Genomic DNA, 16,594 nt, shown 5'->3' with positions numbered 1-16,594 from the left:
GCGGCGCCGCCGCGCTCAACGCACGCGCGTCACGAGATTCGCGTCGCGCACGAGCTGCCAGCGGCCGTCGGTCTTGCGGAAGATCGTCAGCGTAGGGCCCGAGCGGCGAATCGTGTCGCCGCCCGGCGGCGTCGCGTCGATCTCGATGAAATTGCGCATGTACGCCCAGTCGCCGATCACGCGCAGTTCGTCGATCCGGTAACGGCCGTCGATCGTCGGCGCGTGCTCGGCGCCCGCATTCGCGTCGCGCGACGCAGCCGCGAACGCCGCCTTGTCGAACGGCGGCTTGCCGGCCACCATGAAGATCGCGTCGTCGGCGATCAGGTCGAGCACGGTGGCCAGATCGCCGCGCCGGCTCGACACGAACCAGTTTTCCACGAGCGCGCGGATCGCATGTTCGTCTTCGGTCATCGTCGTCCCTCCTTCATCGGCGCGCGTCCGCATGCCGCGCGGCGCCCGAAAAAAAGCCGCCCGGATCGACTCCGGGCGGCTTTCCTTGCGGCATCTGCTGCTGGCGGCGCGTCAGACCACGACCGTCTGCGCCTCGCCTTCGCGGGTCGCACGCACGGTGCCGATCTTCCACACCTGTTCGCCGGCGGCGGTCAGGTCGGCGATCGCCGCGTCGGCATCGGCCGCCGAGACGATCACGGCCATGCCGATGCCGCAGTTGAACACGCGGTGCATTTCCGCATCGGCGACACCGCCGTGCTCCTGCAGCCACTTGAACAGCGGCGGCAGCGGCCAGGCGTTCTGGTCGAGCTCGGCGGTGAGGCCTTCGCGCAGCACGCGCGGGATGTTCTCGACGAGGCCGCCGCCCGTGATGTGCGCCATGCCCTTCACCGGCAGCTTCTGCATCAGCGCGAGCAGCGGCTTCACGTAGATGCGCGTGGGGGCCATCAGCGCGTCGGCGAGCGAGCGGCCGTGGAAATCGGCCGACAGGTCGGGGTTCGCGCGCTCGATGATCTTGCGCACGAGCGAGAAACCGTTCGAATGGATGCCGCTCGACGCGAGGCCCAGCACCACGTCGCCTTCGGCGATCGTGCTGCCGTCGATGATCTTGCTCTTCTCGACCGCACCGACCGCGAAGCCGGCCAGGTCGTATTCGCCGTCCGGGTACATGCCCGGCATTTCGGCCGTTTCACCGCCGATCAGCGCGCAGCCCGACAGTTCGCAGCCCTGCGCGATGCCCTTGACGACCGTGGCGGCCGTGTCGACGTCGAGCTTGCCGCACGCGAAGTAGTCGAGGAAGAACAGCGGCTCGGCGCCCTGCACGAGGATGTCGTTCACGCTCATCGCGACCAGATCCTGGCCGACCGTGTCGTGTTTGTTCAGATGAAACGCCAGCTTGAGCTTGGTGCCCACGCCGTCGGTACCCGACACGAGCACGGGCTCCTGGTACTTCTTCGGCACTTCGAACAGCGCGCCGAACCCGCCGATGCCGCCGAGCACGCCGTCGCGCAGGGTTTTCTTCGCAAAAGGCTTGATCTTGTCGATGAGCGCGTCGCCTGCGTCGATGTCGACACCTGCGTCACGATAGGACAGACCCTGAGCGTCGGGAGCGGATTTCGGAGGATTCATGGGGGAATGCGAGAAGGTCGGTAAAATGCGATTTTACCCGAAGCCGGCCCGTTGGCCGGAATTCCCAGCACCGAATCGTCAGGGATTGCATCTTGGTCAACACGTCCCCGTTTTCATCGCCGAGCCGTCCGCGCCGAAACCCGCGCGGCGCCGTGCGTGCGGCCGCGCGTGAAGCCCACGGATCCGCAAGCCCCCGGGCGCGCCCGGCGTACGGCGCGCGTATTTTCAACCGACCTGCATTGTGACTGTTGTGTCCCGTCAACTGACGCTCGATCTCGGCACGCCGCCGCCCGCCACGTTCGACAACTTCATCATGAACGAGGAGAACGACGAGCTGATCTCGCGCCTGCAGAAGCTCGACCTCGCGCTCGCGGCGGGCCCCGTGCCGGACCGGTCGTTCTATATCTGGGGCGAGCCCGGCAGCGGCCGCACCCACCTGCTGCAGGCGCTCGTGAGCGATGCGTCGTACGGCTATGCGCGCTACCTGACGCCGCAGAGCCCGCTCGGCGCGTTCACGTTCGACCCGCGCATCGGCATCTACGCGATCGACGACTGCGACCGGATGAGCGACGCGCAGCAGGTCGCGCTGTTCAATCTGTTCAACGAAGTGCGCGCGCACCCGTCGAGCGCGTTCGTCGCGGCGGGCCCCGCGGCGCCGCTCGCGCTCGACGTGCGCGAGGATCTCCGCACGCGCCTCGGCTGGGGGCTCGTGTTCCACCTGTCGCCGCCGTCCGACGCCGGCAAGATCGCGGTGCTCAAGCTCGCCGCGAAAGAGCGCGGGATCGCGCTCACCGACGACATCGCCGCCTACCTGCTGACCCATTTCCGCCGCGACATGCCGAGCCTGATGGCGCTGCTCGACGCGCTCGACCGCTTCTCGCTCGAGCAAAAACGCGCGGTCACGCTGCCGCTGCTGCGCCGGATGCTCGCGCGTCCCGGCGACGACATCACACCACCGGGCACGGGCCCGAACCGCTTCGAGTAAAATGCGCTTCCATGACTAATCTGGCACTCTTTGACCTCGATCACACGCTGATCCCCACCGATAGCGACCACGAATGGGGCCGCTTCATGGTGAAGCTCGGCATCGTCGACGCGGAAAGCTTCTCGCGGCAGAACGATCAGTTCTTCGCCGACTACAAGGCCGGCAAGCTCGACATCCACGCGTACCTCACGGCAATGCTCACGCCGCTCGCGAAGTATTCGCGCGCGCAGCTTGCGCAATGGCACGAGCAGTACATGCACGAGGTGATCCGGCCCGCGATGACGCCCGCCGCGCTCGAACTGGTGCGCAAGCATCTCGACGCGGGCGACCTGTGCTGCGTGGTGACCGCGACCAACGAGTTCATCACGCGCCCGATCGCGACCGCGTTCGGCGTCGATACGCTGATCGCGTGCGAGGTCGAGACGACCGACGGGCATCCCGACTCGCCTTACACGGGCCGGCCGACCGGCACGCCGAGCTACCGCGAAGGCAAGATCGTGCGGACCGAAGCATGGCTCGCATCGCTCGGCAAGCACTGGGACGACTTCGCGCACAGCTATTTCTACAGCGACTCGCACAACGACATCCCGCTGCTCGAGAAAGTCACCGACCCGATCGCGACCAACCCTGACGACACGCTGCGTGCGCATGCAAGCACCCGCGGCTGGCGTATCCTCGATCTTTTCTGAACGTCGTGATCAAAAAATTCATCCGCAAGCTGCTCGGTCAGGACGAAACCGGGCAAACGTCTCCCGCAGCGGCCCCGGCCGACGAAGCGGCCCCTGCTGCCCCGCGCGCGCCGAAGGGCGCCCGCGGCGCCGGCACGAAAAAGCCGCGCAGCAACCATGAGCCGACCGTCGTGCCGGCCAGCGTGCACGGCATCAATCCAGCGCTGATCTCGAGGAACGCCGTGCGCGTGACCGACACGCTGCAGCAGGCGGGCTTTCGTGCGTTCATCGTCGGCGGCGCGGTACGCGACCTGCTGCTCGGCATCGCGCCGAAGGACTTCGACGTCGCGACCGACGCGACGCCGACCGAAGTCCAGCGCCTGTTCCGCCGTGCGCGCCTGATCGGCCGCCGCTTCCAGATCGTCCACGTGCAGTTCGGCCAGGAACTGATCGAGGTGTCGACGTTCCGCGCGCTGGTCGACGCGCCGCCCGAGGCCGCCACCGCCGAGCCGCCGAAGCGCCTGAAGCGCGACGAACTCGATCGCCGCACGCATGCGGTCGACGCCAGCGGCCGCGTGCTGCGCGACAACGTGTGGGGCGAGCAGCACGAAGACGCCGCGCGCCGCGACTTCACGATCAACGCGATGTACTACGACCCGTCGACGCAGACGGTGCTCGACTACCACGACGGGATGGCCGACATGCGCGCCCGCCTGTTGCGGATGATCGGCGATCCGGCCACGCGCTTCCGCGAGGATCCGGTGCGGATGCTGCGCGTCGTACGCTTCGCGGCGAAGCTCGGCTTCGAGATCGAGCCGCATACGCGCGAGCCGATCCACGCGCTCGCCGACCTGATCAACAACGTGCCGGCCGCGCGCCTGTTCGACGAGATGCTGAAGCTGCTGCTGTCGGGCCACGCGCTCGCGTGCCTGACGCGGCTGCGCAAGGAAGGCCTGCACCACGGGCTGCTGCCGCTCCTCGACGTCGTGCTCGAACAGCCGCAGGGCGAGAAATTCATCACGCTCGCGCTGAACAACACCGACGCCCGCGTGCGCGCCGGCAAGCCGGTGTCGCCGGGCTTCCTGTTCGCGACGCTGCTGTGGCACGACATGCGCCAGCGCTTCGAGCAATACACGGCCGACGGCGAAATTCCGGTGCCGGCGCTCCATCGCGCGATGGACGACGTGCTCGACATGCAGACCGAGAAACTGGCGATCCACAAGCGCTATTCGGCCGACATGCGCGAAATCTGGGGCCTGCAGCTGCGCCTCGAGAAGCGCTCGGGCCGCAGCGCGATGCGGCTGCTGGAACACCAAAGGTTTAGAGCGGGGTATGATTTCCTCCTGTTACGCTGCGAATCCGGCGAGCTCGATGCGGAAGTCGGACAGTGGTGGACGGATTTCATCGAAGGCGACGCGGCCGCTCGCGAGGCCTTGCTCACGCAGGGCGGCTCGAAGGAAAAATCGCCCCGCAAGCGGCGCCGCCGCGGCGGTGTGCGAAACCGCAAGCCGGGTGAAGGTGCGGCCGAGCAGGTGCCGGATACCTCGGGCGGGTCCGACGACTGACGCGCTCGCCGGCGAACGACGTAGGAAGTGATGCCATGACGGTTGCATATATCGGACTGGGGGCGAATCTCGGCGATGCGCGCCAGACCCTGAAGGACGCGGTGGTGTGCCTCGCGCAGCAGCGCACCATCTCGATCCTCGGCAAATCGAGCCTGTATCGCACGGCGCCCTTCGAAGCGGGCGGCGACGACTACTACAACTGCGTCGTCAAGCTCGATACGACGCTGTCGGCCCGCGAACTGCTCGCGCTTTGCCAGAAGATCGAACATCACTTCGGGCGGGAGCGCCCGTATCGCAACGCGCCGCGCACGCTCGACCTCGACATCCTGCTGTTCGGCGCCGATTCGATCGACGAACCCGACCTGATCGTCCCGCACCCGCGCCTCACCGACCGTGCGTTCGCGCTCGTGCCGCTCGTCGAGATCGAACCGGCGCTCGACATTCCCGCGCGCGGCCGTGCCGATGCCTTCCTCGCCGCCGTGGCAGACCAGCGCGTCGAGAAGGTGCAAACCTGCCAGTGCCCGATGCAGAAGGCGCTCGCTGCCGGCGAAGACGCCGACAAGACCCGCTGCCGATGAACTCCACTCCGCTGACCGTCACCGCACCCGACCTGCGCGCCCCGCACCGTTATCTCGTGATCGAAGGCCCGATCGGCGTCGGCAAGACGACGCTCGCGCGCCTGCTCGCCGAGCGCTGGTCGATGCAGACGCTGCTCGAACGCCCGCAGGACAACCCGTTTCTCGAACGTTTTTACCGCGACACCGCGCGCTACGCGCTGCCCGTGCAGCTGTCGTTCGCGCTGCAGCGCGCGCAGCAGGCGCGCGAGCTGATCGGCGCGCTCGACACGGGCCGCCCCGTCATCGCCGATTTCATGCCGCAGAAGAACGACATCTTCGCGCGGCTGAACCTGCCGGAAGACGAATGGCAGCTGTATCGTGCGGTCGCGACGCACGTCGACGTGCCGCAGGCGCCGTCGCCCGACCTCGTCGTCTATCTGCAGGCAAGCCCCGAAGTGCTGTTCTCGCGCATCCAGAAGCGCGGGCTGCCGATGGAGCTGCAGATCAGCGATGCGTACCTGCGCTCGCTCGTCGACGCGTACAACGAATTCTTCTACCACTACGACCGCACGCCGGTGCTGACGGTCGCCGCGGAACACCTGAACCCGCTGGATTCCCCCGAAGATCTCGCCCTGCTGATCGAGCGCATCGAGACGATGCGCGGCCGCAAGGAGTTCTTCGTCAAGGGCGAGACGACGCGCTGACGCGTCCCGCCTGTCGTTCCTCACTTATCGACCCGGATTTCCCATGACCTATCTCCAGGAATCGAGCCGGCCTGCCGTGACGGTGCCCAAGCTGCAGGCAATGCGCGACGCCGGCGAGAAGATCGCGATGCTCACCTGCTACGACGCGAGCTTTTCCGCGCTGCTCGATCGTGCCGGCACCGACGTGCTGCTGATCGGCGATTCGCTCGGCAACGTGCTGCAGGGCCATACGACCACGCTGCCCGTGTCGCTCGACGACATCGCGTACCACACGGCCTGCGTTGCTCGCGCGCAACCGCGCGCGCTCGTCGTCGCCGATCTGCCGTTCGGCACGTACGGCACGCCGGCCGAGGCGTTCGCGAACTCGGTCAAGCTGATGCGCGCCGGCGCGCAGATGGTCAAGCTCGAAGGCGGCGAATGGCTCGCCGATACGATCCGCTTCCTCGTCGAGCGCTCGGTGCCGGTGTGCGCGCACGTCGGCCTCACGCCGCAATCGGTGCATGCGTTCGGTGGCTTCAAGGTGCAGGGCAAGACCGAAGCCGGCGCCGCGCAACTGCTGCGCGATGCGCGCGCGGTCGAGGACGCGGGCGCGCAGCTCGTCGTGCTCGAAGCCGTGCCGACGCTCGTCGCCTCCGAAGTCACGCACATGCTGAAGATTCCGACGATCGGCATCGGCGCGGGCGTCGACTGCTCGGGGCAGGTGCTCGTGCTGCACGACATGCTCGGTGTATTCCCCGGCAAGCGGCCGCGTTTCGTGAAGGATTTCATGCAGGGCCAGCCGAGCATTCAGGCGGCCGTCGAAGCCTATGTGAGCGCGGTGAAGGATCGGTCGTTCCCCGGCCCCGAGCACTCGTTCTGACGCGTCATCGGCCGGATGTGAAAAAGCGCGGCGCCCTTTACGGGGCGCCGCGCTTTTCGTTGGTGCGCTGAAAGTCCGGTGGCCGGCGCGAGCGCGAGGCCCGCTCCGTCACATCGTCACGTCAACACCGCGTCGAGCGCACCGCGCAATGCATTGGTCAGCAGCAACCCTTGTGCGCGCGCAAGATCGTCGCGGGTCACGACGCGCTCCACCGCGCCGAACGCCCGGTCGTCGAGCAGCACGCCGCGCATCACGCCCGGCAGCACGCCGCACGCCAGCGGCGGCGTCACCCACTGGCCGTCGAGCTTCACGAACAGGTTCGAGCGACCGCCCTCCGTCACCTCGCCGCGTTCGTTGACGAACAGCATGTCGAAACCGCCGAGCGACTCGGCCGCCTGCCACGCGCGGTCGTATTCGGCACGGCGCGTGGTCTTGTGCAGCAGCAGCGCGTCGCTCGCGCGGGTCGGCGCGAAACCGTGCGCGGACGCCAGCAGTACGCCGACCGGCCCCGCCGGCAGCGGCTTCAGCGGCGCCGCGACGATCTCGATCGTGCCGTCCTTCGCCAGCGCGAGCTTCATCCGGTACGCGCCGTCGCCGTCGAGCGCCGCGCAGCGCGCGTCGATCTCGCGACGCAACGCGTCGGCGTCGAAGCGGAAGCCGAACGCATCCGCGCTGCGCTGCAGCCGCGCGAGGTGTCGATCGAGATGCCGGATGCCGTCCGCACGCGTGGCCGCGGTCGTTTCGAACAACTGGAAACCGGGATCGGCATCCGTCAGGAATCGCGCTTTCAATTCGCACTCCGCATATTCGTCAGCCGCGACGCTGTCGAGCACGATGCCCGCGCCGACCCCCATCGTGCCATGATGCCGCGTTGCCGCACCGGATGGGTCGACACCGGTCTCGGCTCCGTCGAGCGTCAGCGTCCGGATCGCGACCGACAGGCAGAAATCGCCGCAGCCGGCCGCGCGGTCACCCGGCGCGTCGAGCCAACCGATCGCGCCCGTATAAAGCCCGCGCGGCGTCGACTCGATCGCATCGATCAACTGCATCGTCTTGTACTTCGGCGCGCCCGTGATCGACCCGCACGGAAACAGCGCGCGCAGCATCTGCGCAAACGTCGTGCCGTCGCGCCAGCCGGCCTCGACCGTCGACGTCATCTGCCACACCGACGCATACGGTTCGACGGAGAACAGCGCCGGCACCTTGACGGTGCCGGTGCGCGCGATCCGCGACACGTCGTTGCGCAGCAGGTCGACGATCATCACGTTTTCCGCACGGTTCTTCGGATCGCTCGCGAGGAACGCGGCGGCCGCCGCATCGTCGCGCGGATCGGCCGAACGCGGCGCGGTGCCCTTCATCGGCCGCGCGCGCAGCACGTCGCCGTGCTTCTCGACGAACAGCTCGGGCGAGCACGACACGACCCACGCGCCGCCGGGCAGCGCGATCAGCGCGCCGTACCGCACGGGCTGGCGCGCGCGCAGCCGGCGGTACAGTGCGAGCGGTGTGCCGAACACGTCGAAATCGAGCCGGTACGTGTAGTTGACCTGGTAGGAGTCGCCCGCGCGCAGCGCGTCGTGCACCGCGGCGATCGCTGCATCGAACGCGTCGCGCGACACGCTCTTCGCGACATGCGCAACGCCCGCGATCGACGGCGCGCCGCCGCCGTCCTGCCGCGCGAGCCATGCGTCGACCTCGTCGCGCGACAGGCGCTCGCAGCGCGCATACAGCAAAAAGCGCAGCGGGGCCTGGCCCGGCTGCGCCCGTTGCAGGTTGCGTCCGAATTCATAATCGCCGACGACGACCGCGTGCAGCCCGTCGCGCAGGTCCTGTGCGACCGCCGCATCGATGTCGTCGAGCCGCGCCGGATCCGTGCACACGCGTTCGCGCACGAATCCCGAATACAAACGACTCGACCGCGCGGACGCGGTCGAGTCGCAATCGTCCAAGAGCGCGAACGACGCGCTCTCGTTGCCTTCAGTCATGCCGTTACTCGAAGAAGCTCTTCACACGGTCGAACCAGCTCTTGCTCTGCGGGCTGTGACGCGCGCCGCCCTCGGCCAGCGACTTCTCGAACTGCTTGAGCAGATCGCGCTGGGTGTCGGTCAGCTTCACGGGCGTCTCGACCTGCACGTGCACGTACAGATCGCCCGCGATGCTCGAACGCAGCCCCTTGATGCCCTTGCCGCGCAGGCGGAACGTCTTGCCCGACTGCGTGCCTTCCGGCACCGGGAACGACGCACGCCCGGCCAGCGTCGGCACCTCGATCTCGCCGCCGAGCGCGGCGGTCGTGAACGGGATCGGCATCTGGCAATGGAGATCGTCGCCGTCGCGCTCGAACACCGCGTGCGGCTTGATGTGGATCTCGACGTACAGGTCGCCCGGCGGCCCGCCGTTGATGCCCGGCTCGCCGTTGCCGGCCGAGCGGATCCGCATCCCGTCGTCGATCCCGGCCGGGATCTTCACTTCGAGCGTCTTGGTTTCCTTCACCTTGCCCGACCCGTGGCAGTGCACGCACGGCTCGGGGATGTAGGTGCCCGTGCCATGGCACTTCGGGCAGGTCTGCTGGATGCTGAAGAAGCCCTGCGACATGCGCACCGTGCCCTGGCCATGACAGGTCGGGCAGGTTTCCGGCTTCGTGCCGGGCTTCGCGCCCGACCCGTGGCACACCTCGCACGACACCCAGCTCGGCACGCGGATCTGCGTGTCGTAGCCGTGCGCGGCCTGCTCGAGCGTGATTTCCATGCTGTAGCGCAGGTCGGCGCCGCGGTACACCTGCGGGCCGCCGCGGCCGCCGCGTGCGGCGCCGCCCGCGGCCTGGCCGAAGATGTCGCCGAAGATGTCGCCGAATGCATCCGCGAAGCCGCCGAAGCCCTGTGCGCCCGCACCGCCCATGTTCGGATCGACGCCCGCGTGGCCGTACTGGTCGTACGCGGCCCGCTTCTGGCCATCCGACAGCATTTCATAGGCTTCCTTCACCTCCTTGAAATGCTCTTCCGCATCCTTGCTGTCCGGATTGCGGTCAGGGTGATACTTCATCGCAAGCTTGCGATATGCCTTCTTGATTTCGTCGTCGCTCGCATTCTTCGCGACGCCCAGAACCTCGTAGTAATCCCGTTTCGCCATATCGATTCACTGTGCCGCCACGCATCGCGCACACGGCGGCTCCTTTCGCCTGCAGTAAAGTCTCTCGACTCGTCTGGCGCTGCGCCGTCCGCGGACGGCTCGCGCAGCACCCGCCAAAAAACAAATGTGCCCGGAGGGCCGCGAGGCCCGCCAGGCGTGGAGTCGATCCGGCCATCCGGAAGGAAAGACAGACCGCTTTTCAGCCGCTGGTCAGTCGCGCCGCGCGCGGTTTCGCGCGCGGCGTGCGGTGCCATTGCAACCCGGCTTAGTCCTTCTTCACTTCCTTGAACTCGGCGTCGACAACATCGTCGGCGGCCTGCTGGGTGCCGCCCGCGTGGGCCGCGCCTTCCGCCGCACCGGCCGCGCCAGCCGCACCTGCCTGCTGGGCCTGCATGTCGGCGTACATCTTCTCGCCGAGCTTCTGCGACACCTTGCCAAGCTCCTCGACCTTCGCGTCGATCGCCGCCTTGTCGGCCGACGTGTCCTTCAGCACTTCCTCGAGGGACTTCAGCGACGCTTCGATCGCTTCCTTCTCGCCCGCGTCCAGCTTGTCGCCGTACTCGGTCAGCGCCTTCTTGGTGCTGTGGACCAGCGCGTCGCCCTGGTTGCGCGAATCAGCCAGCTCGCGCAGCTTGTGGTCTTCCGCCGCGTTCGCTTCCGCGTCCTTGATCATCTGGTCGATTTCGGCTTCGGACAGGCCCGAGTTCGCCTTGATCGTGATCTTGTTTTCCTTGCCGGTCGCCTTGTCCTTCGCGCCGACGTGCAGGATGCCGTTCGCGTCGATGTCGAAGGTCACTTCGATCTGCGGCACGCCGCGCGGTGCGGGCGGAATGCCTTCGAGGTTGAACTCGCCGAGCAGCTTGTTGCCCGCTGCCATTTCGCGTTCGCCCTGGAACACCTTGATCGTCACGGCGCCCTGGTTGTCGTCGGCCGTCGAGTACACCTGTGCGTGCTTCGTCGGGATCGTCGTGTTCTTGCTGATCATCTTCGTCATCACGCCGCCGAGCGTCTCGATACCGAGCGACAGCGGGGTCACGTCGAGCAGCAGCACGTCCTTGCGGTCGCCCGACAGGACCTGGCCCTGGATCGCCGCGCCGACTGCGACGGCTTCGTCCGGGTTCACGTCACGGCGCGGATCCTTGCCGAAGAACTCCTTCACCTTCTCCATGACCTTCGGCATGCGCGTCTGGCCGCCGACCAGGATCACGTCGTCGATGTCCGACACCTTGACGCCTGCGTCCTTGATCGCGATGCGGCACGGTTCGATCGTGCGCTCGACGAGGTCTTCCACCAGCGCTTCCAGCTTCGCGCGGGTGATCTTCAGGTTCAAGTGCTTCGGGCCCGACGCGTCCGCCGTGATGTACGGCAGGTTGATTTCGGTCTGCTGGCTCGACGACAGCTCGATCTTCGCCTTTTCGGCGGCTTCCTTCAGGCGCTGCAGCGCGAGCACGTCCTTCGACAGGTCGACGCCCTGCTCCTTCTTGAACTCGCCGATGATGTAATCGATGATGCGCTGGTCGAAGTCTTCGCCGCCGAGGAACGTGTCGCCGTTGGTCGACAGCACTTCGAACTGCATTTCGCCGTCGACGTCCGCGATCTCGATGATCGACACGTCGAACGTGCCGCCGCCGAGGTCATACACGGCGATCTTGCGGTCGCCCTTCTCGGCCTTGTCGAGGCCGAACGCGAGCGCGGCCGCGGTCGGCTCGTTGATGATCCGCTTGACCTCGAGGCCCGCGATGCGGCCGGCGTCCTTGGTCGCCTGGCGCTGGCTGTCGTTGAAGTACGCCGGCACCGTGATCACGGCTTCCGTGACCGGCTCGCCGAGGTAGTCTTCGGCCGTCTTCTTCATCTTGCGCAGCACTTCCGCCGAAACCTGCGGCGGCGCGAGCTTTTCGCCGTGTGCTTCGACCCATGCATCGCCGTTGTCGGCCTTGATGATCGAGTACGGCATCAGGCCGATGTCCTTCTGGACTTCCTTCTCTTCGAAGCGGCGGCCGATCAGGCGCTTCACCGCGAACAGCGTGTTCTTCGGGTTGGTCACCGACTGACGCTTGGCCGGCGCGCCGACGAGGACTTCGTTGTCGTCCATGTACGCGATGATCGACGGCGTGGTGCGCGTGCCTTCCGAGTTCTCGATGACCTTGACCTGGTTGCCTTCCATGATGGCGACGCACGAGTTCGTGGTGCCGAGGTCAATACCGATGATCTTTCCCATTTTTCCTAATCTCCAGAAATGCCTGTTTGCTGCGCGAAAACCCGCGTTTTGGGGCGGTTTCGCGCGCCAGAATTCAACTCTGTTCCCGAAATGCGTCCGTCCGGTTCGTTTTCAAGACCCGACGAGCGATGCGGATATTAAATTTTTTCAATCGCCGCCGGTAGCCGGATCGTGCGGGCCATCGCCCGCCGCCGCGACCTTCGCGCGCGCCGCCGACACGGCCGCCTGGAACTGCGCGAGGCCATGCCAGCCCGTCGCGCGGCCCAGCCGCTTGCCGCGGTGGAAAAAGAACCACGTCGGCACGCCGTGCAGCCCGAAGCGGCGCCCCAGCCGATGGTGTTCGTACACGTTGCAATGGAACCACTTCAGATCCAGCGCGCGGATCGCGTCGGGCTGGGCGAGCATCGCCTTCTTCGCGATCTCGCAGTTGAAGCAGTCGACGCCCCAGAAGAACACCACCGCCAGCGCGTCGCCCGCGCCGTCGAGCGCCGCGTCGAACGAACCGGCGTCGAGCGCCTGCATGTCGAACGCGTCGAACGCGGCCGGATCGACGCCGGCGGGCACCATGGCGGCGGCCTTACTTCGGCTGGGCGACGGTGACGAGCGCCGGGCGCAGCACGCGGTCGGCGATCGTATAGCCCTTTTGCAGCACGGTGACGACGGTGTTCGGCTCCTGCTCGGCCGGCACCATCGAAATCGCCTGGTGCTGGTGCGGATCGAACTTCTCGCCGACCGGGTTGATGGCGACGACGCGGCCCTTCTCGAGCGCGCTCGTCAGCTGGCGCAGCGTCAGCTCGACGCCTTCCCGCACCTTCGCGATGTCGCCGGAGGTGTCGCTGACGGCCGCTTCCAGGCTGTCCAGCACGGGCAGCAGGTGTTCCGCGAAGCTCTCGATCGCGAACTTGTGCGCCTTCGACACGTCGTCCTGCGCGCGGCGGCGGACGTTCTCGGTCTCGGCCTTCGCCCGCAGGAAGCTTTCCTGCAGCTCGGCGACCTTGGCTTGAGCCTCCGCGAGCGCCGCGTCGGCGGCTTCGGCGGCGGGCGCGGCGCCTTGCGCCGCCTGCTTCTCGCTGCCGTTGTCTTCGGCCGATTGGGGTGCCGGGTTCTCTTGCGTGTTTTCCATGTCGCTGAAAGTCGATTAGAGGTTGAAGCCAAATCGGCAATCGCCGGATCGTATAGATCGTATAACCGGCGGTACCGCACATTGCTGGTGCAGATAAGGGCGGAAACTGCGATTTCAAGAGGGTTATTCGCCGGCATTCTCCAATGCCGCGAAACAACCGCGCGTTTCGCCGGTGCATGCGCCGCATAGTCCGCCAGATCGGGCGAAACGGCCTGTAACAACGCTTACCGGGCAAGGACTAGCTCCGCACAGGCCGGCTGCACTACACTCCACTCAAGCGTCGGAAAAGCGTGTTTACCCTAGCTGACCGACGCCTTACACCACCTGGCGCCGTTTTCACCCTTGTGTTCGAGGGGAGTACCGTGAAACTGACCTTTGCGATATCGGTGGTCGCGCTGGTACTCATTGCCGGCACCACCACCATCTGCCTGTCGGGAGCCGTCACCGACCGCACGACCGAATACGGCAGCGCGCGGGCGACCTTCGACCAGATGTTCAGCTCCCACCAGAAAATCTGTCGATGATGCGCCGGTCGCGCTTCGTCGGCCGGCCGTGCAGTTCGGCCGCCGGCTCGCGATACGTGCGGCGCCGCTCCAGTTCGGCGAGCCGCGCGGCCCGCCCCGCTTCCGTTTCCTGGTAAAGCGTCTGCGCGACGCTCGCCGGCCCGCGCACGTCGCACACGCCCAGCACGGCAATGTGCCAGACGATGCCGTCGATCGCAATCTCGACCTCGTCGCCGACCCGCACGTCCTTCGCCGGCTTGACCGCCGCGCCGCCGATCTTCACGTGCCCCTTGTCGACCGCATCGGTCGCAAGCGAGCGCGTCTTGAAGAAGCGGGCCGCCCATAGCCATTTGTCGATGCGCAGCTTCGCGCCCGGATCCGTGGAAATCCTGTAATTCATGTCGGCCTCCGCCGGGCCGCCCCAGGGAGGCTCGCCGCCCCGTCGGGCGGCGGCGAACCAGGCGGGCGTGAGAGTCGTTTCATCTCAGTTCACCGTCTCGGGCTGCGCGGCCTTGACCGGCCAGCCCTGCAGATTCTCGGCGACGATCTCGCCGAGCGCGCCGATCCACGCGTGCGCGCCGTTCAGGCACGGAATGCGGTGGAACGTCTTGCCGCCGCCGGCGAGAAACTCGTCGCGCACTTCCATGCCGATCTCCTCGATCGTCTCCAGGCAATCGGCCGTGAAACCGGGACAGAACACGTCGGCCCGCCGCACGCCGGCCTCGCCGAACTCGCGCAGCGTCGGCGCCGTGTACGGCTGCAGCCATTCGGCCTTGCCGAAGCGCGACTGGAACGTGACGCGGCACTCGGTCGTCGACAGCCCGAGCGCGGCCATCAGCAACGCGCCCGTCTGCTGGCACTGGTCGTGATACGGGTCGCCGAGGTCGAGCGTGCGCTTCGGCACGCCGTGGAAACTCAGCACGAGCTTGTCGCCGGCCGCGAAGTCGGGTCGGCCGTGCTGTGCCCAGTACTGGCGCACCTGCTCGGCCAGCGCGTGGATATAGGCCGGATGGTCGGCGTAGTGCCGCACCGTGCGGACTTCCGGCTGGTTGCGCATGCGCGCGAGCGCGTCGAAGGCGGCATCGAACGCGGTGGCCGTGGTCGACGCCGAATATTGCGGATACATCGGCATCAGCAGCACGCGCTCGACGCCCGCGCGCTTGAACTGCGCAAGCGCGTGCGAAATGTTCGGGCTGCCGTAGCGCATCGCGTAGTCGACCATCACGTGATAACCGTTCGACGCGAGCAGGTGCCGCACGCTGTCGGTCTGGCGCTCCGTGTACACGCGCAGCGGCGAGCCTTCGGGCATCCAGACGGCCGCGTACTTCTTCGCGGAGGCGCGGCCGCGCAGCGGCAGGATCAGCGTGCGCAGCAGCACCTGCCAGACGGCCTGCGGAATCTCGACGACGCGCGGATCCGACAGGAATTCGGCCAGGTAGCGCCGCACGGCGCGCGGCGTGGGTGCGTCGGGCGTGCCGAGATTGATCAGCAGCACCCCGATGCGATGGGCAGCAGCGATGCTCGAAGGCGGCTCAAGATCGAAACGCATGGGCAAGAACGTGCTCGGGGCACGGGACCGGACGGCTCTCAATTATAGCGGGCCGCCCCTTGCCGTTCGGCCGACTGTCGGCGCGGGCGGCATGACGACATGATGACGGGGCGGGATCAGGTGCCGATTGCAGGCTATTGCTGGCTCAGCGTGAGCGACAGCAGGCGCGCGGTGATGTCGACGATCGGTATCACGCGGTTGTACGCCATCCGGGTCGGGCCGATCACGCCGAGCGTGCCGACGATCTTCCCGTTCACCTCGTAAGGCGCGGTGACGACGCTCATTTCCTCGATCGGCACGAGCGTCGATTCGCCGCCGATGAAGATCTGCACGCCCTGGGCGTGGCTCGACACGTCGAGCAGTTGCAGGAGGCCCGTCTTTTGGTCGAACACGTCGAACAGCTTGCGCAGCCGCGCCATGTCGGACGAAAGATCCGCCACTTCGAGCAGGTTGCGCTCGCCGGAAATCAGCACGGTGTCCTCGGTGTCGGGCACCTCGGTACTGGCCGTCACGGCCGCGTGCATCAGCGTGGTCATGTCGCCGCGCAGCTGGTCGATCTCGTCGCGCAGGCGGCGGCGCACCTCGTCGAACGACAGGCCGGCGAAATGCGCGTTGATGTAGTTGGACGCCTCGGTCAGCTGCGACGGCGAATAGTCGCGCGGCGTCGCGAGCATGCGGTTCTGCACGTCGCCCTCGGGCGTGACGATGATCAGCAGGATGCGCTTGTCGGACAGGCGCATGAACTCGATCTGCTTGAATACGTGGCTGCGGCGCGGCGTCAGCACGACACCCGCGAACTGCGACAGGTTCGACAGCACGCTCGCGGCGGCCGCGACCACCCGCTGCTGCGGCTCGCCGGCCTGCAGCGTGTGCTGCACCTGCCGCGCGACGGCCTCGGCGTCGATCGGCGCCTCGACCGTCAGCATCGTGTCGACGAACAGCCGATAGCCGCGCGGCGTCGGCACGCGGCCGGCCGACGTGTGCGGGCTCGACACGAGGCCGAGCTCCTCCAGGTCGGACATCACGTTGCGGATCGTCGCCGGGCTCAGCTCGAGCCCGGAGTAACGGGACAACGTGCGCGATCCGACTGGCTGACCGTCGGCGATATACCGTTCGATCAGGGTTTTCAGGAGGGTTCGTGCGCGAGGATCTAGCATGGTGG

At 67.2% G+C, this 16,594-nt stretch carries 17 protein-coding genes; 7 read left to right on the top strand and 10 right to left on the bottom strand.

The features are described 5' to 3' along the window. Window positions 1–15 precede the first annotated feature (15 nt). Both VXM69_RS22885 and purM read right to left on the bottom strand, forming a co-directional pair. Window positions 16–411, bottom strand: coding sequence for an SgcJ/EcaC family oxidoreductase (locus VXM69_RS22885; RefSeq protein ID WP_367189251.1), 396 nt, complete (start codon window positions 409–411; stop codon window positions 16–18). A 111-nt stretch (window positions 412–522) separates the two neighbouring features. Continuing rightward, window positions 523–1,578 carry a phosphoribosylformylglycinamidine cyclo-ligase gene (gene purM / locus VXM69_RS22880; RefSeq protein WP_034187177.1) on the bottom strand — a complete coding sequence of 352 codons (1,056 nt, stop codon included), beginning with the start codon at window positions 1,576–1,578 and terminating at the stop codon, window positions 523–525. A 250-nt stretch (window positions 1,579–1,828) separates the two neighbouring features. On the opposite strand from purM, the gene hda reads away from it, so the two are divergent. From hda to panB, 6 genes are read left to right on the top strand one after another with little or no spacing between them, the layout of a single operon-like run. Next, window positions 1,829–2,563, top strand: coding sequence for a DnaA regulatory inactivator Hda (gene hda / locus VXM69_RS22875; protein WP_034187176.1), 735 nt, complete (start codon window positions 1,829–1,831; stop codon window positions 2,561–2,563). Window positions 2,564–2,574: 11 nt separating this feature from the next. Then, window positions 2,575–3,252: an HAD family phosphatase gene (locus tag VXM69_RS22870; RefSeq protein ID WP_049028593.1), complete on the top strand. Its 678-nt coding sequence runs from the start codon at window positions 2,575–2,577 to the stop codon at window positions 3,250–3,252. A 5-nt stretch (window positions 3,253–3,257) separates the two neighbouring features. After that, complete coding sequence (gene pcnB / locus VXM69_RS22865; protein WP_069707102.1) at window positions 3,258–4,796, top strand: polynucleotide adenylyltransferase PcnB; 1,539 nt, start codon at window positions 3,258–3,260, stop codon at window positions 4,794–4,796. Window positions 4,797–4,831: 35 nt separating this feature from the next. Continuing rightward, window positions 4,832–5,374 carry a 2-amino-4-hydroxy-6-hydroxymethyldihydropteridine diphosphokinase gene (gene folK, locus VXM69_RS22860; protein ID WP_034187173.1) on the top strand — a complete coding sequence of 181 codons (543 nt, stop codon included), beginning with the start codon at window positions 4,832–4,834 and terminating at the stop codon, window positions 5,372–5,374. Then, on the top strand, window positions 5,371–6,057 hold the full coding sequence (locus VXM69_RS22855; RefSeq protein WP_034187172.1) for a deoxynucleoside kinase: 687 nt from the start codon (window positions 5,371–5,373) through the stop codon (window positions 6,055–6,057). The genes folK and VXM69_RS22855 overlap by 4 nt, the downstream gene beginning before the upstream one ends. Window positions 6,058–6,100: 43 nt before the next feature. Next, a complete protein-coding gene (panB, locus tag VXM69_RS22850; protein WP_034187171.1) occupies window positions 6,101–6,916 on the top strand; it encodes a 3-methyl-2-oxobutanoate hydroxymethyltransferase in 816 nt (271 codons plus the stop codon). A gap of 116 nt (window positions 6,917–7,032) precedes the next feature. Here the strand turns inward: panB and pabB are convergent, their stop codons facing one another. The 5 genes from pabB to grpE form a co-directional block, all read right to left on the bottom strand. Continuing rightward, the gene (gene pabB / locus VXM69_RS22845) at window positions 7,033–8,898 is read right to left on the bottom strand and encodes an aminodeoxychorismate synthase component I (RefSeq protein WP_226227334.1); all 1,866 of its coding nucleotides are present in this window, start codon (window positions 8,896–8,898) and stop codon (window positions 7,033–7,035) included. Window positions 8,899–8,902: 4 nt separating this feature from the next. Further along, window positions 8,903–10,039: a molecular chaperone DnaJ gene (dnaJ, locus tag VXM69_RS22840; RefSeq protein ID WP_034187169.1), complete on the bottom strand. Its 1,137-nt coding sequence runs from the start codon at window positions 10,037–10,039 to the stop codon at window positions 8,903–8,905. Window positions 10,040–10,304: 265 nt separating this feature from the next. Next, the gene (dnaK, locus tag VXM69_RS22835) at window positions 10,305–12,257 is read right to left on the bottom strand and encodes a molecular chaperone DnaK (protein WP_059528990.1); all 1,953 of its coding nucleotides are present in this window, start codon (window positions 12,255–12,257) and stop codon (window positions 10,305–10,307) included. Between the two features lie 147 nt (window positions 12,258–12,404). Next, window positions 12,405–12,824: a thioredoxin family protein gene (locus VXM69_RS22830; protein ID WP_367189250.1), complete on the bottom strand. Its 420-nt coding sequence runs from the start codon at window positions 12,822–12,824 to the stop codon at window positions 12,405–12,407. Between the two features lie 10 nt (window positions 12,825–12,834). Further along, window positions 12,835–13,380: a nucleotide exchange factor GrpE gene (gene grpE, locus VXM69_RS22825; RefSeq protein WP_034187167.1), complete on the bottom strand. Its 546-nt coding sequence runs from the start codon at window positions 13,378–13,380 to the stop codon at window positions 12,835–12,837. Between the two features lie 362 nt (window positions 13,381–13,742). Here grpE and VXM69_RS22820 point away from each other — a divergent pair, with 362 nt between their 5' ends. After that, window positions 13,743–13,904: a hypothetical protein gene (locus VXM69_RS22820; RefSeq protein ID WP_006476841.1), complete on the top strand. Its 162-nt coding sequence runs from the start codon at window positions 13,743–13,745 to the stop codon at window positions 13,902–13,904. Here the strand turns inward: VXM69_RS22820 and VXM69_RS22815 are convergent. The 3 genes from VXM69_RS22815 to hrcA form a co-directional block, all read right to left on the bottom strand. Then, a complete protein-coding gene (locus VXM69_RS22815; protein WP_034187166.1) occupies window positions 13,876–14,283 on the bottom strand; it encodes an RNA-binding S4 domain-containing protein in 408 nt (135 codons plus the stop codon). The two genes, VXM69_RS22820 and VXM69_RS22815, sit on opposite strands and share 29 nt — an antisense overlap. Before the next feature lie 84 nt (window positions 14,284–14,367). Beyond that, on the bottom strand, window positions 14,368–15,432 hold the full coding sequence (hemH, locus tag VXM69_RS22810; RefSeq protein WP_034187165.1) for a ferrochelatase: 1,065 nt from the start codon (window positions 15,430–15,432) through the stop codon (window positions 14,368–14,370). A gap of 134 nt (window positions 15,433–15,566) precedes the next feature. Further along, complete coding sequence (gene hrcA / locus VXM69_RS22805; protein ID WP_034187164.1) at window positions 15,567–16,589, bottom strand: heat-inducible transcriptional repressor HrcA; 1,023 nt, start codon at window positions 16,587–16,589, stop codon at window positions 15,567–15,569. Between the last annotated feature and the right edge of the window lie 5 nt (window positions 16,590–16,594).

Origin of the sequence: Burkholderia sp. Ed8 (genome assembly GCF_040761425.1) — a bacterium.
Classification (GTDB): Bacteria; Pseudomonadota; Gammaproteobacteria; order Burkholderiales; family Burkholderiaceae; genus Burkholderia; species Burkholderia seminalis.
Note: the sequence above shows the minus strand (reverse complement) of the source record. Positions and strands in the feature narration are given on the sequence as shown.

Coding starts and splice junctions, on each gene's coding strand:
- pabB (WP_226227334.1), bottom strand. CDS start 8,898: ATGACTGAAGGCAACGAGAGCGCGTCGTTCGCGCTCTTGGACGATTGC.
- hemH (WP_034187165.1), bottom strand. CDS start 15,432: ATGCGTTTCGATCTTGAGCCGCCTTCGAGCATCGCTGCTGCCCATCGC.
- dnaJ (WP_034187169.1), bottom strand. CDS start 10,039: ATGGCGAAACGGGATTACTACGAGGTTCTGGGCGTCGCGAAGAATGCG.
- dnaK (WP_059528990.1), bottom strand. CDS start 12,257: ATGGGAAAGATCATCGGTATTGACCTCGGCACCACGAACTCGTGCGTC.
- VXM69_RS22815 (WP_034187166.1), bottom strand. CDS start 14,283: ATGAATTACAGGATTTCCACGGATCCGGGCGCGAAGCTGCGCATCGAC.
- grpE (WP_034187167.1), bottom strand. CDS start 13,380: ATGGAAAACACGCAAGAGAACCCGGCACCCCAATCGGCCGAAGACAAC.
- purM (WP_034187177.1), bottom strand. CDS start 1,578: ATGAATCCTCCGAAATCCGCTCCCGACGCTCAGGGTCTGTCCTATCGT.
- hrcA (WP_034187164.1), bottom strand. CDS start 16,589: ATGCTAGATCCTCGCGCACGAACCCTCCTGAAAACCCTGATCGAACGG.
- panB (WP_034187171.1), top strand. CDS start 6,101: ATGACCTATCTCCAGGAATCGAGCCGGCCTGCCGTGACGGTGCCCAAG.
- folK (WP_034187173.1), top strand. CDS start 4,832: ATGACGGTTGCATATATCGGACTGGGGGCGAATCTCGGCGATGCGCGC.
- VXM69_RS22885 (WP_367189251.1), bottom strand. CDS start 411: ATGACCGAAGACGAACATGCGATCCGCGCGCTCGTGGAAAACTGGTTC.
- VXM69_RS22855 (WP_034187172.1), top strand. CDS start 5,371: ATGAACTCCACTCCGCTGACCGTCACCGCACCCGACCTGCGCGCCCCG.
- VXM69_RS22870 (WP_049028593.1), top strand. CDS start 2,575: ATGACTAATCTGGCACTCTTTGACCTCGATCACACGCTGATCCCCACC.
- VXM69_RS22830 (WP_367189250.1), bottom strand. CDS start 12,824: ATGGTGCCCGCCGGCGTCGATCCGGCCGCGTTCGACGCGTTCGACATG.